This is a genomic window from Peribacillus sp. TH14 (assembly GCF_016651145.1).
GTDB lineage: Bacteria > Bacillota > Bacilli > Bacillales > DSM-1321 > Peribacillus > Peribacillus butanolivorans.
The window spans coordinates 2,969,908-2,985,260 of the sequence record NZ_JAEKEK010000001.1 but is presented as its reverse complement, the minus strand read 5'-3'; the positions used below and the strand labels follow the sequence as shown (position 1 = coordinate 2,985,260).

At 37.9% G+C, this 15,353-nt stretch carries 15 protein-coding genes; 5 read left to right on the top strand and 10 right to left on the bottom strand.

The window, feature by feature from the left end:
- Window positions 1–20 precede the first annotated feature (20 nt).
- Both JFU50_RS14505 and JFU50_RS30765 read right to left on the bottom strand, forming a co-directional pair.
- The gene (locus tag JFU50_RS14505) at window positions 21–383 is read right to left on the bottom strand and encodes an LmrA/YxaF family transcription factor (protein ID WP_446728182.1); all 363 of its coding nucleotides are present in this window, start codon (window positions 381–383) and stop codon (window positions 21–23) included.
- Window positions 384–407: 24 nt separating this feature from the next.
- Window positions 408–581, bottom strand: a complete 174-nt coding sequence (locus JFU50_RS30765; protein WP_242489049.1) for a TetR/AcrR family transcriptional regulator — start codon at window positions 579–581, stop codon at window positions 408–410.
- A gap of 246 nt (window positions 582–827) precedes the next feature.
- Here JFU50_RS30765 and JFU50_RS14500 point away from each other — a divergent pair, with 246 nt between their 5' ends.
- Window positions 828–1,187: a hypothetical protein gene (locus JFU50_RS14500; protein ID WP_201186685.1), complete on the top strand. Its 360-nt coding sequence runs from the start codon at window positions 828–830 to the stop codon at window positions 1,185–1,187.
- Window positions 1,174–1,824 carry an O-methyltransferase gene (locus tag JFU50_RS14495; RefSeq protein ID WP_056520039.1) on the top strand — a complete coding sequence of 217 codons (651 nt, stop codon included), beginning with the start codon at window positions 1,174–1,176 and terminating at the stop codon, window positions 1,822–1,824. The genes JFU50_RS14500 and JFU50_RS14495 overlap by 14 nt, the downstream gene beginning before the upstream one ends.
- 631 nt (window positions 1,825–2,455) lie before the next feature.
- Here the strand turns inward: JFU50_RS14495 and JFU50_RS14490 are convergent.
- The 5 genes from JFU50_RS14490 to JFU50_RS14470 all read right to left on the bottom strand — a co-directional run bounded on the left by JFU50_RS14490 (window position 2,456) and on the right by JFU50_RS14470 (window position 8,544).
- Window positions 2,456–2,611 (bottom strand): DUF1540 domain-containing protein, encoded by a 156-nt coding sequence (locus JFU50_RS14490; protein ID WP_082527361.1) that lies wholly within the window; start codon window positions 2,609–2,611, stop codon window positions 2,456–2,458.
- Window positions 2,612–2,883: 272 nt separating this feature from the next.
- A complete protein-coding gene (gene cstA / locus JFU50_RS14485; protein WP_201223045.1) occupies window positions 2,884–4,677 on the bottom strand; it encodes a carbon starvation CstA family protein in 1,794 nt (597 codons plus the stop codon).
- 140 nt (window positions 4,678–4,817) lie between these two features.
- Window positions 4,818–5,564 carry a LytR/AlgR family response regulator transcription factor gene (locus JFU50_RS14480; protein ID WP_201223043.1) on the bottom strand — a complete coding sequence of 249 codons (747 nt, stop codon included), beginning with the start codon at window positions 5,562–5,564 and terminating at the stop codon, window positions 4,818–4,820.
- Window positions 5,536–7,353: a sensor histidine kinase gene (locus JFU50_RS14475; protein ID WP_274608347.1), complete on the bottom strand. Its 1,818-nt coding sequence runs from the start codon at window positions 7,351–7,353 to the stop codon at window positions 5,536–5,538. Before JFU50_RS14475 ends, JFU50_RS14480 begins: the two co-directional genes overlap by 29 nt.
- 318 nt (window positions 7,354–7,671) lie before the next feature.
- A complete protein-coding gene (locus tag JFU50_RS14470) occupies window positions 7,672–8,544 on the bottom strand; it encodes a LysR family transcriptional regulator (protein WP_201223040.1) in 873 nt (290 codons plus the stop codon).
- 137 nt (window positions 8,545–8,681) lie between these two features.
- On the opposite strand from JFU50_RS14470, the gene JFU50_RS14465 reads away from it, so the two are divergent.
- Both JFU50_RS14465 and JFU50_RS14460 read left to right on the top strand, forming a co-directional pair.
- A complete protein-coding gene (locus JFU50_RS14465; protein WP_201186693.1) occupies window positions 8,682–9,647 on the top strand; it encodes a DMT family transporter in 966 nt (321 codons plus the stop codon).
- 36 nt (window positions 9,648–9,683) lie between these two features.
- Window positions 9,684–9,827, top strand: a complete 144-nt coding sequence (locus tag JFU50_RS14460) for a YrzO family protein (RefSeq protein ID WP_201223038.1) — start codon at window positions 9,684–9,686, stop codon at window positions 9,825–9,827.
- 133 nt (window positions 9,828–9,960) lie between these two features.
- Here the strand turns inward: JFU50_RS14460 and JFU50_RS14455 are convergent, their stop codons facing one another.
- Window positions 9,961–11,865: an endonuclease MutS2 gene (locus tag JFU50_RS14455; protein WP_201186696.1), complete on the bottom strand. Its 1,905-nt coding sequence runs from the start codon at window positions 11,863–11,865 to the stop codon at window positions 9,961–9,963.
- Between the two features lie 509 nt (window positions 11,866–12,374).
- Between JFU50_RS14455 and JFU50_RS14450 the strand changes: the two genes are divergently transcribed.
- Entirely contained in the window at window positions 12,375–12,530 is a 156-nt protein-coding gene (locus JFU50_RS14450; RefSeq protein ID WP_201223036.1) for a hypothetical protein, read from the top strand.
- Window positions 12,531–12,549: 19 nt separating this feature from the next.
- Here JFU50_RS14450 and JFU50_RS14445 read toward each other — a convergent pair whose 3' ends face one another.
- Together JFU50_RS14445 and JFU50_RS14440 are read right to left on the bottom strand one after the other, a co-directional pair.
- A complete protein-coding gene (locus JFU50_RS14445; protein ID WP_201223034.1) occupies window positions 12,550–14,268 on the bottom strand; it encodes an adenine deaminase C-terminal domain-containing protein in 1,719 nt (572 codons plus the stop codon).
- Window positions 14,269–14,284: 16 nt separating this feature from the next.
- Entirely contained in the window at window positions 14,285–15,349 is a 1,065-nt protein-coding gene (locus tag JFU50_RS14440; RefSeq protein ID WP_201223032.1) for an ABC transporter ATP-binding protein, read from the bottom strand.
- Between the last annotated feature and the right edge of the window lie 4 nt (window positions 15,350–15,353).

The following is a 15,353-nucleotide window of genomic DNA, read 5'->3' as shown; positions in this document are numbered from 1 at the left end:
ATATTTTTATGATTCACTTGTTAAAACTCCTTCAATTTATTGGGTAACAATTGCGAAATTACTTTTAGCGGCTTTGCCGATGTTTCGGCCAAACAAAGCATCATTGCCCCTTCGATAGAGGCTGTGATCATCAATGCAATATTGGAAGCTAACTCTTTTGAATATCCATCTTCCATAAGCTTTTTAAAATAAATCCCTTGAATTTTTGCATAGAGTTCGGCGCTAGCCTTTCGTACAGGATCACTTAATGTGGCCATTTCACTTACCATGCTGCTAAATGTGTAACCCGTAATCGTCCCTTCCGTTTCTAAATTGACGATTAGCTTTTCAATCATTGAATTTGTCGCTTCTAACGTTGTCGGATATCTTTCAAAAATATCCACGATATCCAACGTAATTACTTCATTCTAAAAATGAAGGCAAGCAATTAATAATTCCTCTTTTCCATTAGGAAAGTGGTGATAAAGCGAACCTTTCGTAACATTACATACTCTTAATATTTCGTTAAGTCCAACACCTTTATATCCTTTTTGTTGGAAAAGAATCGTTGCATTGTCGATTATCAACGATTTAGTATCCATTTCCGTAGCACACCCCCACCATACCAACCGGTCTATTTGTTACTATAACAAAAAAATTTCTTTGAATGTAAGTACTTTTTTGCCTCTCTATATAACGAATTCACAATTTAGACAAACTTTTTATAAACTGCATTTTAATTTTTAAAATGCACATTTGATTACTAGTTGACATTTTGTATACATATGTATACAGTTAATACATAATACAATGTGTATACAATCGTATACACAGGAAGGGGTTTTATAATGAAAAATGAAAAATTCAAGGATTTCAAGAGAGAGGGACATCACCGTGGTGAGCATCACAAAGGAAAAGAGCATGGTTCACACCATCGTGGTCCAAAAACGTTTCGCCGCGGAAGGGCAATTGCTTTTTTAGAAATGATGAATCTTAAACGTTCAACCATCAAGGAGCAATTAGATAAACCAGAGTTTCAATCCATAAACCAAATCTTAGTCGGTGAATTGAAAGCCATTGATATGTTAATCAACGAATTTATTCAATTATTTGAAATACAAGAAAGTGAGGCAGCCGATAAAAAAAGTGAAGAAAAGGAAGCTTCCAATAATGATGAGAAAGGAATTGAAATGAATGAAACAAATTAACAGTTATATCGATTCATTGTTTTATACCCAAGATGCTCTTTTGGAAGAAGTCATTACGACCATACAAGAAAATGGAATGCCGTCCATATCGGTATCTCCCTCATCTGGAAAACTTCTTACCATGCTTATATCCATTTCAGGAGCTAAAAATGTTTTGGAAATAGGAGCTCTTGGGGGCTATAGCGGAATTTGCCTTGCCAGGGGATTCGGCAGCGAAGGAAAATTAACCTCCCTTGAATTAAAAGAGTCATACGCAAAGTTAGCTTATGCTAATCTATCCAAAGCTGGCTTTGGCGATCAAGTATCATATATGACCGGAGCAGCTTTGCAAAGCCTTGAAAAACTCGTTGGTGATAACAAGCGATTTGATTTTTTCTTTATAGATGCTGACAAGGACAATTATGAAAATTACCTGCAATATTGCATTAGACTGGCGGAACCGGGTGCTTTAATCGTCATGGATAACGTACTTGTGGGAGGCAGTGTGGCGGATCAGGATGCTGAACCTAAACATTATACTGCATTTATGAAGACATTCAATGAAACTGTGGCCAATCATCCTCAATTAGAATCCCTGCTTATTCCAATCGGTGATGGGCTGACCATTTCAAAAGTAATCGATCAAACTCACGAGTAAAACTGCTAAATTTACGAGTAAATAGTTCAAACTCACGAGTAAACAGCTCAAACTCACGAGTAAACAGCTCAAACTCACGAGTAAACAGCTCAAACTCACGAGTAAACAGCTCAAACTCACGAGTAAATTGCTCAAACTCACGAGTAAACAGCTCAAACTCACGAGTAAACAGCTCAAACTCACGAGTAAAACTGCTAAATTCACGAGTAAACTGCTCTAACTCTCGAGTAAACAGCCAAATTCACGAGTAAAACTGCTAAATTCACGAGTAAAGTGCGAACTCTGAGCAAAACAGCTCAAACTCACGAGTAAAACTGCTAAATTCACGAGTAAATTGCGAACTCTGAGTAAAACAGCTAAATTTACGAGTAAATTGCACAAAATCACGAGTAAACAGCTCAAACTCACGAGTAAAACTGCTAAATTCACGAGTAAATTGCTCAAACTCTCGAATTTATCGCCCAAACTCAGAATTTATCGCTCTAACTCAAGTTTACGCACTAACTCACGAATCTCACGAGGTCATGCAGAAAAAATAAAATGAATTTCTATAATCTTGAATGAAAATGATAATTGTTATCAATAATATAAATAAAGAAGGGTAACCAGTATGATGGTTACCCCCGATGATTTAAATTTCTGGATCAAATGTTTTGCAATCAGTTTCTTCGCTATTAGATGCTTGTTTCCCTTTATTACTAACTACATAAATAGCATCAGCACTACATTTGTTTCCAGAATCCCAAAATTTACAATTATTCACTTCACATAGAACATCTTTTGCCATAGTATCACACCTCCTCATTTGTTATCATTAACAAAGTTGGGGTTATTGATACTTTCCTTTTTCAGGCTCAAGTTCCTTTACTTTAAAATAAATGTCATGAATCGGGAAATAAAAGCTTTTTAACCGATTAACAAAGGACTTTTTTCTCGTTATACTGTTTAGATATTTTAGACATTAGGTCGTTTTTTTTCTGTTCACAATATTCTTTTGAAGTTGATTGGATATAAATGAATCTAAAAAACCCGGGCAACTTTCGCCCGGATTCTTTAACATTATGCTGACTTTTCCAAAAGTTCGGCTTGTGGGATCTTCCAAAGCTCCCGCCATTTTTTCAAGGCTGAAATAAGAATGACTAATCCTAGGCATAACATGGTGATAGATAATACACCATTTAAGATACTAAATCCTGCAGATTCTGGATTTAAGTATACGTTTCTTACCATCCAGTACCCCGCTACATTAACCGTTACATATAAGTAGGCAAGAGGTACGAGGCATGTCCATATATACCAACGTTTGTCTGCAATTTTTAAGACGACAGTCGCACCGATGATGAGTCCAATCGAGGCCATAAGCTGATTTGATACACCAAAGAGTGCCCAAATTGAACCAATGTCACCAGAGTAGAGAAGATAGCCCCAAATAAAGCAGGCTAACGCACTGGCGAAAATGTTACCCGGTAACCAGTCGACTTTCTTTAATGGTTTATAAAACTCTCCGAAGAAGTCCTGGATTAAGTAACGGGCAACACGTGTCCCAGAGTCGATTGCGGTTAGTATAAAGACCGCCTCGAACATGATGACGAATTGGAAGAAAAATGAAGCCAACTTGTCAAAGAAGGGAATTCCGGTAAAAATATAGGTCATCCCAACAGCAAGTGTAACTGCCCCACCTGTTCTTCCCTCAAGATTAATGCCAATTTCCTCACTAAGTTCGTTAAGATGTACGGTTTCCATGCCTAATGTTTGAAATACTTCAGGTGAGGAGTTAATGGCAAAATAATCGCCTGGTTGCAGGGAAACTGCAGCAATCAATGCCATAATGGCAACTACACATTCTACAAGCATCGCACCGAAACCAACGGATTTTATATCACTCCAGCGATTTAACATTTTTGGAGTTGTGCCTGATCCAACAAATGCATGGAATCCTGAAATGGCACCACAGGCAATGGTTATTGAAATAAATGGCCAAACCGGACCGGCGACAATCGGACCTCCGCCATTAATGAATTCCGTAACCGCAGGAAATTGTATCTCTGGATTTACCACGAAAACGCCGATTATCAATGCGGCAAACACACCAATTTTCATAAATGTACTCAAGTAATCACGCGGTGCGAGCAGCAGCCAAACCGGTAATGCGGCTGCGAAGAAAGCATAGATTGGTAGAATAATAGCAAGTGTGCTTGCTTCTAGTGTCAATAATTCCCCAAGTGCTGTACCTTGAATGTTAGGCCCAAGTAAAATCCCGGCCATAATGAGCCCGAACCCGACAATGGTGGCACCTTTTAGATTGCCAGTTTTTTTATGGTAAATCCCAACACCCATTGCGATAGGAATTGTAATCCCAACAGCAAAGGTCCCCCATGGGTTATTTTCTAAAGCATGCAGAACGACCATTGAAAGTCCTGCCATCGTAATAGTAATGATAAAAAGCATCGCTAGTCCTGTACAGAAGCCTGCTACAGGTCCAAGTTCTTCTTTCGCTACTTCCGATAGGGATTTACCGTCTTTACGCATGGACGCAAAAAGCACCACGGCATCATGGACGGCTCCCCCGATTACAGCTCCGATTAAAAGCCATAATAAACTTGGCAAATAGCCGAATTGTGCAGCCAAGATGGGGCCCACAAGTGGACCAGCAGCTGCAATGGCTGCAAAATGGTGGCCAAATGCCACCCATTTATTTGTTGGTACATAATCTTTTCCATCTTCTAATTTATGAGCCGGAGTCGGCTTAGAATCATCGAGCTTTAACACTTTGAGTGCTATGAATGTCCCGTATAAACGGTAGGCAATCATTAAAATACAAATGGAGCCTATGACGATTGGAACCGCATTCATTTTTGAACCCCCTCTATTTCTTACATCGTAAAATGATGATATCACAATGAAAGCGGATTCAAATGGTTTTCAAGTTATAATGCAAATAATGAGGGATGGGTTGCAAAATAAAGAAGTTAAAATGCAGAATTGTTAAAATATTAAAAACCAATAAGCTGCTTTAGCTCTTTCACATATGTGCGACTTACTGGAATGTTTGATCCATCACTCATAATGAGGTTATAAGTCGAGTTGAACCAAGGTTGTATTTCTAATATATGGACAATATTTACAATGAAACTGCGATGCACGCGTAAAAAAGAGCGATTGTCGAGCTTCCTTTCAAGCACAATGAGAGGGTCACCTATTTTATATTCATTATCCTCGGTTTTAATGATTGTCTTTCCTTCTATGAATCCTAAAAATATAATGTTGTCCCTATCAATCAAGACAATCCGATCATCTATTACAACAGCCAATTTACTTGTTTGTTCAACCGCGGTTCGATTATCAGGAGATTTTATCCTAGATTCGTCTTCCCCGATCTTATGGAGTTTCATAATTTTATCCAAAGTTTGACGAATTCTTTTTTCATTAAATGGCTTTAATAGATAATCAAAAGCATATAATTCAAAGGCTTGAAGGGCAAACTCGTCATAAGCCGTCGCAAAAATAATCGAAGGCGCATGGTCTAGTTCTACTAATTGTTTAGCCAATAGTAAACCATTTCCCTCCGCAAGCTCAATATCCAAAAAGACAAGATCAGGATTCAATCGAGGGATATCCCTCATGGCTTCTTCTATCCCATCAGCCTCGCCCACAACTTCAACCTGTCTGCTTCTCTTCAGAAGATATTTCAATTCATCTCTTGCCAGTGGTTCATCTTCTACGATAAATGCTTTCATCATCGTTGACATATACTCCTTTTTCGTTAAGTGGGATTGATATTTTCACTTGTGTTCCATGACCAGTTTCACTTTCAATAGAGAGGCTGGCATGACCATTATATATACCTTCTAGCCGTTCACTGATATTATAAAGGGCGGTTCCTGTTCCTTTATTAGATTTTACAGCATGTTTACCTAATTCATCTAATTTCTCGCTTGAAATCCCTTTCCCGTTATCTTCTACAACAATACACATCATTTCGTTTTTAAAATATACATGAATGATAATTTCAACATTGCTCTTCACATGTGGAAAGGCATGGTGTATCGCATTTTCAACAAGTGGCTGTAACGTAAATGGAGGCAACAGAACTTCTTTAAGACTTGGCTCAATTCGATACACGATATGATATTTATTTGGAAATCGGGCCTGCTCTAGTGATAAATAAGCGTTGACATGCTCTAATTCTTTTTCAAGCGGAATTAGTATTTGACGAGCACCTTGTAAATTGCTACGAAAAAAGGCACTTAGCTCCAACAATAAATTTCTTGCTTTCTCCACATCAGTCCGGCATAAAACAGATATCGTGTTGATCGCATTAAACAAGAAATGAGGGTGGACTTGGGCCTGTAAAGCCTTGATTTCAGCATCTTTTAATAATTTCGTTTGCATTTCCGCTTCGGCTAGTTCCAATTGTGTGGAAAATAGTTTCGCCAATCCCTCAGCTAACTCTTGTTCTACTTGGCTTAATTTATCGGGATGCTTGAAATACATCTTCAAAGTTCCGACCGTTTTCTGTTGGACTTGCAATGGCAGGACTACGGCAGCTTGCAATGGACAAAGTTCATGGAAACAATAAATATCCTTTCTTGTTTTAGCTATAATAATTTTGCCTTGTTCAAGGGATTTTCTCGTTAAGCCTGTAGCTATTCCCTCCTTTGGGACATGGTGATCAGAAGCAGCACCCACATGAGCAAGGACACTGTGTTCATTGGTTATGGCCACAGCATCGGCTTCAGTCAGCCCCAAAATGATTTGTGCTATTTTCTTACAGGAAGTTTGATTTAATCCTTGTCGGAAATAAGGCAATGTCTGATCAGCAATCAAAAACGCAAGGTTCGTTTGTACAGCCCGCGTCCGTGCTTCATCCCTCATAGTGGATTGAATGATGAGCATAAATAGCAAAGTGCCAAACCCGTTGATAATAATCATAGGGAGTCCGATTACTTCTACGAGCTCCCACGCCCTTTCAAATGGTTTAGCGGTTAATAGTATAATGACCATTTGAATCGCTTCTAAGGCCATACAAATAGGAAGAGCAAACCAGGGAGTGATCATCCCATACTTTCGACGCCTATTACCTAAAAACCCCGATAAGACTCCAGCCAAAATTGCTGCTATGGCACAAGCCCCCGCTGTAAAACCTCCAAGAGAATAACGGTGCAACCCTGCAATCAAACCGACACCTAAACCAACAAATGGTCCCCCTAGCAAACCACCGATCGCTACTCCCATGATCCGCGTATTCGCAATAGCGTTATCGGGAGCTATCTCAGTATGCCAAACACTTTCTGGTATTACATGATTCCCAATTTCGACTCCTGTATAGTTACTTATAATTCCGAATGCCCCAAAAAGTGTTATGAGCATGATTTTCTTTGACATTTGATGTTCATGACCAATCATTTGCCGAAAGGGTTTCATATAAGAAAGCAGGAATGCAGCAATCACGATGATCCCTACTTTTTCAATCAACGACGGTAATAATAGAACCAAATCATTCACCCCTTTTCTGGCTTTTTCATTCATCTTACAACAGCAAAGAAATCATTGTCGAATCTGGTTTTACGTTAGCTACTTAATAGTCATAGGGACTTCCCCATTAACCTGATACCAGTTATTCCTTGGGCACACGCGTTTCCTAACTTTCTAACTACGTGTATACATAAAACTCCTGCTAGTATTTTTGGAATGGAAAAGACGATTTTACCTAATCCAAGGGGAAAATCGTCTTTTTGCTATTATTTCTTGCATGTTCGGGACAAGCCCAAGTTTCAGCGATCCTTAATCATTTTATGTAAAGAGATATGATTTCATATTGGCTCAGGAATGGTTCCAAGCTTTTGATTAAATCTGTTTAACCGTACATTCATGATGAGCTTCAATTGTTTGTAAGAAGCTTTGCATGGAGTTTGTCAAATAAGCATCTTTACGGTGAATGAAGACAGTCGAAATATTGCCGTACTCTTCTGGAATTGCATGAACATGCACATTTTCATTGGCTGCAAGGTGATTTACCGCTGATTGTGGTACGAGGGTTATGCCAAGGCCGAGTGTTACGCTGGTTAAGATGGTCTCTAATACATTGAACTCCATAATCCTTTTAGGCATCACTTCTTCTTCTTTCAACCATTGTTCTAGTTTAGAGCGATATCCACACCCCTGACTGAATACTAAAATTGGTTCTGTTAAAAATTCTTCAAGGTTTAATGTTTCATTTCTTGTAACTAAAACAAGTTTTTCTGTACACACATCGTATTGCTGAATGAGTGGATGTTTAATCGGTCCTGTAACAAATGCGCCATCTAGCCTATGATCAATAACATCTTTAATTAACTCCTCTGTTAACCCAGCCTTTATGGATAAATCGACATTTGGATACTGTTTATGATAAGAGGCTAGAATCTTAGGAAGACCGCTGACCGTTTCAACTGTACCGATGTTCAATATCCCTGTAGGTGTTTCACTATCCAGGAATACTTGCTTGAGTTCTTCCATATCAAGCAAAATTTTATTTACATACTCCAGCATTTTTCGTGCCTCTGCAGTTAAAGACATGCCACGTTTATGCCTATTGAATAAAGGCGTCCGTAACTCATGCTCCAGATGCTTAATCCTCGCCGTTACATTGGATTGGACGTAATTTAACTCAACAGCTGCCTTACTTATGCTTCCATATTTAGCGACACACTGGAATATTTGCAAATCCCTCATTTCCATATAAGTGACCCCCTTTCCAAAATATCATTAATAATGATGGTTATATTCATTTTAAGTCATTTTACATGATAATGACTTTATCATAAGGTGTGTATAGGAATTTAATCAATCATTATTTTTTTGAGGGGAAGCTTTTAATGAAGAAAAATCAAGTTTTAATCGGTGCACTTTTATGTTTGACAGCCAGTATTTCTTGGGGAGCCATGTTTCCAGTTGCAGAAAGGGCACTAAGGTATATTGATCCTATTTATTTCTCTTTTCTGCGATATTTAGCTGTTAGCATAATTTTAGGGATATTGCTTTTAATTAAAGAGGGAAAGAAGTCTTTTTGCTTGGAAGGTAAAGGAAAGAATTTATTGTTTTTTGGAACGATGGCGTTTACAGTATACAATTTTCTCATTTTCTCAGGTCAAGACTTACTGGGCCATAACGGGGTAATTGTTGCTTCCATCATGGAATCATTAATGCCTATGATTTCAATTATGATAATGTGGGTTTTCAAAAATGCAAGACCCATGAAATATACCATCGCCAGTATGCTCCTTGCCTTAATAGGGGCCATTCTTGTTATTACCAATGGAAACTTATCATTCCTATTTTTATTGAAAGACAGCATCATTCCCATCCTTTTCATTCTTATTGGGGTTATAGGATGGGTTATATATACGATGGGCGGCAACCAGTTTAGTGGATGGTCAACACTCCGCTATTCGACTTTAACGTGCATTTTAGGAACATCTGTATCAGGAATCATCACATTCTTTGCAACTGTACTGGGCCTGTCCGTCCCTACAGCAGAGGTTATCGAATCCATTTATGGCGAGATGATTTTTATGATTATTTTCCCCGGTGCCATAGCACTATTAAGCTGGAATTTAGGTATTAAACTTTTAACTCCCATTAATGGAATTCTATTTATCAATGTAGTTCCGATAACTACATTAGTCATTGTTTTTATCCAAGGGGGATCACTTACATCATTCGAATTACTGGGAACTTTTTTAGTGATATATGCATTGATTCAAAACAATTATTATCAAAGAAAAAACTTGCCTTCCCAAGTTGAAGAATTGAATCCAAGGAAAGTAAAAAGAATCGCTTAATTATAAAGGTACAAAACATCAATTGGGAGGACAACAATGGATTACTTATCGCTTATGATAATCTTTGGATTTGCTGTACTATGGGAATTGGCAACGATTAATAAGAATGTGAAAAAAATGAATAAGCAAAATGCAGAATTAATTAATCTATATAATGATAGAAGTAAAAGAAATCAGTAATAATCAAAAATAGACTTTTGTCAGTGCCTGTAAGCAAAAGCACACGAATAATATGCAAAAAAGCCTATCATTTAGAGGCTTTTTTGCACTTTGGTTTGATATAAAATGGTTTATTTACTGTCTCATGACCGTACTATTCACCAAGTTTCTTCCGTATATCCGCTGCTACATTCTTCAACGCCTTTTTGGATCCTCTTTCAAGGTCCCGCTTCAATTTCCTTTCTTTGTAACTGACAAATAAAGAATTCAGGTCATAGCCTTCAGGATATAAATCGCTGGCTTTTATTTCAAGCTCCATTCTATTAACGTGAACCTCTATGAATGTATCTTCGAAAAGCACAACTACATTATTGTAAGAATCCATTTTTTTATATACAATGCCATAACCATTCAGTTCAGTTAACTTTACCTTGTCTCCAACTTCAAATTCATACAATGCTTCCTTTGGAACCGCCGCTACTTTCGGTTTTTTGATTTTACCTTCTTGGATACGGTTCAAGTCATAGTCTTTATTCTCGATATAAAGCTTTGCCTTTTGCAAAACCTTTTCGCGCACATCCATTTTTTTTGCTATCCAAAGGGCGTTACTTTCCCCGGATTGACCGATCAAAAGCTTATACTTTGGCTCTAGTGTTTCACTATTGAACTGCATGGCAGCATTCATAAAATCACTGTGTATTTCCGAATAGCGTTTAATTTCACCATAATGGGTTGTTGCAACTGTTATGCAGCCCATTTGATAAAATTCCTCGAGTATTGCAATAGCTAGAGCTGCGCCTTCATTCGGTTCCGTCCCGCTCCCTATTTCATCGAATAACAGCAATGAATTATTGGTTAATGCACTCATGATTTCTGAGATGTTTTTCATATGCGATGAAAAAGTACTGAGTGCATTTTCAATACTTTGGTTATCACCAATATCGACAAATACTTGATCAAAGACTGCCAGTTCCGTTCCCTCTTTTCCGGCAACATGAAACCCTGACATAACAGCCAATGTAAGGATACCGATTGTTTTCAGGACCACTGTTTTACCACCGGCATTAGGGCCTGTAATAATTAGACTGCGATAGTCCTTACCTATCTCAAAATCCAAAGGTACGCTATTTTGGGGTAAAAGAGGATGTTTACAACCTTTTAACTGAATATAACCATGATTATTTATTTTCGGTTCAATGGCATCCATGCTTTTACTGAACTTTGCTTTTGCGAAAATCATGTCGTATTGACTGATTAGTTCTATATTTATTTTTATTGGTTTCAGTTCCTCGTAAATCGTGCCGGATAGAGTTGCTAAAAGTTGATACACTTCCATCGATTCTTCAGCTTTTAAACTCGCTAATTCTACATTTAATTTGGTCACAGATGCTGGTTCAATGAACACTGTTGCCCCTTTAGATGATACTTCCACGATTGTTCCAGCCACTTGATTTTTATAAGAAGCTTTAATCGGGATCGTAAAGCGATCATCTTTTTTACTGATAAAAAACTCCTGAATGAACTCTTTGTTCGCCCCACTCTTTAAAAATTTATTTAAGCGTTCCTCTATTTTACTTTCTGTCTTAACTATTTGGTTTCGAATGCGCTTCAAATCCTTACTCGCTTCGGAAACAACCATATTTCCTTTTATAACGAATTGAATATCTTCTTCAATACTCCTGAATTCAGTCATGGAGTGAGCATAGGCATGCAATGTGGGTGCGAAGAATTCTTTATCTTTCATAAATTTCTTAATATTCCTGCAGCCTCTTAAAAAATCTGCTATTGCAACTAACTCTGATGGTTCTAAAATCATTCCTTTTTCTAGCTTTTCAATTTGGTATCCAACATTAGATATGCCTTTTAAGGGAATATGGTTTTCAGCATTCAGTAAATTCCTCGCCTCAGTCGTCTCGTTTAAACGAATTTTAACCACATTCAACTGAGTACTTGGCTGAAGCCGATCCAACAACGCTTTTCCTAAACCACTTATGCAATGTTTTTTTACCATTTCTTTCAGTTCTATATATTGTAATTTTTCATATGTCATCTTATTCATTATGATTGCCTCCTTAAATGAGTGAGAGATTAAAAATCCTTGATTCCAAAAAAATGCCCGCAAAAGTCCTCCTACCTTTACAAATGAACAGGCTGCATTGACAGCCATTCATTTGAGTAGAAAGCTCCTGCGGGCATCGGCCTTATAGATAATAAGGACCTTTATCGATAACAAAATCGGCAGGTCAAATAGACCTACTTACAACGAAAAAGCATGGCAGGACAAATCCCACCATGCTTTTCGTCGTAACACCTTTATGTTACACGATTATGGAAAAGGAAGCAGTCTTAAGGTAGGTATTTACAGTGCATATTTACACTGTAAAAAAAGGCACACTTAATGCACTGATAAACCAGTGATTAAAAAACCTTATTCAACTAAATTAGTTGATACCTACTCCCGACATAAAACACCACACCTTTTCTTAGATTGGAAAAATTATACCATATCAGTAAAAAAGAGTCAATGAAATTCAATAACCATTCAGATAAAATATTTATTAGCATAAATTGGCAGACTGGATAGGAAAGCCAAATATTCAGGCCAAAAAACTGATGCAGTGCAAAACTTATCAAAAATACAATACTGGATTAAAAAGAGAAAAAACTGAGCCAACCCCACTTTACATGGTTTTTGGTATCAGTTTTTTCCCTGATTTAATGTAGAAAGGATTTATATACTAAACTAATCCTCATCACTTACTATAAGAGGGACAATTTTCCCTTCATTTACGTTGATTAATCCATGGTCAGTTATTTTTAGAGCCGGGCTGACAGGAAGCGATAAAGTGCTCAATGACATAATTACATTGTAATGTTCATATCCTAACGACTTAAGAGCATTAGTTAGATGCTGAACCTGTTCCGATACAATGTCTAATGGCTCTTCCGAAAGAATTCCTCCTACAGGGAGAGGAATCATGGAAAGGACTTTACCATCTTCTACGCAACAGACTCCGCCTTGCTTCCTTATTACTTCGTTTGCGGCAATCAGCATATCCTGCTTATTGCGACCAATCACCAATAGATTATGGTTATCATGGGAATAGGTGGTGGCGACTGCTCCCCGCTTTAAAACATCCCCTGTGATTACCCCATGCGCACGATTACCGTTTTTTCCGTATCGTTCAAATGTTGCGATTAAACCGTAAGAGCTTTCTTCCCAGCATAACTTACCATCTCTTATATCAAGCATATCATGTGTCTCACTTGTAAAAGTTGAACCATTCTGCACGTTTATAATGCGGCATTTGCAGCGGTCATGCTTGTGTGAAAGTGGGACATCAAAATCGTCTTCTGTAAGTGCTTCAAGCTTCACACTTTGATAAAACGCTTCAGGGAATTGTCTCTCCTTTACTACCTGCACGTATGGCTGTGAAGATTCATAAACAAGCTCACCTTTTTTGTATACCTGTTCAATGTCAAAGGTTTCCAAGTTTGATACAAGCAGAAAATCAGCCACTTTCCCTGGTGCAATGGTACCCCGGTCATACATTCTCATCCGCTGTGCAGGTGTGTAAGTGCACGCATAAATAGCTTTTTCCGGGGACAAGCCCATTTGTATCGCTTTCTTTAATAGGACATTGAGATGTCCTCTTTTTTGAAGAGAGTCAGTCATAACATCATCGGTGACAAAGCAGAAATGTTCATCTACTTGTTTTTCCTTTAAGTAATCGATAACTTCTTTAGTCATTGATTTTTCTTGAATCTCAAGAAACATTCCAGCAGCAATCCTAGCATCCATTCCTTCCACTGTTTGGTGGGTGTGATCTGAATTTACTCCGGCATATGCTATCTTTTGTAAGTCTAAATCGAGCAGTTTTGGAACATGCCCCTCTATTATTAAATCGGGATAACGAGAACGGATATGAGACAAAATCTGATTCGTTTTACAATCCGGGTCGGAAATAATCTCATAGTAGTTCATGATTTCACCCAGACATTTAATGTCTTCTGTTTGGATCAATTCATCTATGTCGCTAATTTCAATAGAACCGCCTGTTGTTTCCATCGACGTCGCAGGAACAGAACTCGGGATTGCATAAAACATATCTGCTACGCAATCTTTACTCGCTTTAATCATTTCCTTAACACCTGAAATTCCGAATATATTGGCCATTTCATGCGGTTCCGGCACGATCGTTGTCACGCCATTCTTGATTAACCCGTAGGAAAACGTGGACGGCGTCACCATCGTACTTTCAATGTGGAGATGGATATCGATCAGACCTGGAACCATATACTTACCATGCCCATCAATAATCTGAGCCGGTTGGAAGGTCTCTATTTCCCGATCTCCAATATAATAAAACTTCCCGTCTTTGATAGCTGCATTTCCTTTAATAAATCTTTTAAAATAGCTGTTAAAAACGTAGATATCTCTTACCAGCATATCTATTTGCATAACTTACCCTCCTAAGCTAATCAACAAGCACCATCTGGTTTCTCGGAATTTCAAGGACAATTTCCTGACCATCACGATAAGATTCTGTCATTTCCTTGTTCACAGTGAAATCTCCTATTGGAGTTTCAACAACATATTGAAAGCTTCTTCCCAGATACGTGCTAACTTTAACTCGGCCAGATATACTATTTTCCGAAATAACTTCAGAGATATCTTTTGCCCGAATTAAAAGATCGTCCGGTCTGATAGCCCCTATTTTTCCAGATAAATTAGACATTTGTGCGTCCTTTTGTATCACAAAGACATAACCCGACTTACTAAGTTCAATTCTATCCTCGTGATCCACGCGCTTATCAAAATCAATGAAGTTTTTAAAACCGATAAAGTCAGCGACAAATTTGGTTTCAGGATATTTGTAGATAGACGCAGGATCGCTAAGCTGCTCAATGACACCTTTATTCATAATCGCTACCTGATCAGAGATGGAGAAACATTCTTCCTGATCATGCGAAACATACACCGTTGTAATCCCCAGCTCTTGTTGGATACGGCGAATCTCAACTCTCATATTCACCCTCAAATTTGCATCAAGATTACTTAAAGGCTCATCAAATAATAGGATATCAGGTTCAATGACGAGTGCCCTTGCAATCGCAACTCGTTGCTTTTGTCCTCCAGAAAGCTCTTGTGGATATCTCTTTTCAAATCCTTTTAGATTAACAGTCTCTAGCACATTCATAACACGCTTTTCAATTTCACTTTTAGAAATCTTTCTAAGCCGAAGACCGAATGCAATATTATCGAAAATGGACAAATGCGGAAATAATGCATAGTTTTGAAACACAAAGCCAAAGTTCCGCTTGTTAACAGGTACTTTCGTATAATCCTTATCTTTAAATAAAAACTTCCCTTCGTTTGCCTGTAAAAATCCAGCAATTAAACGCAAAGTTGTTGTTTTCCCACAGCCGCTAGGGCCAAGAAGAGAAACTAGCTTTCCTTTTTCAATCTCAAGATTGAAGTCTTTTAAAATATTTTGTTTATTATAAGCTACAGAAATATCTTGTAATGTAAATAAAGCCATCCAT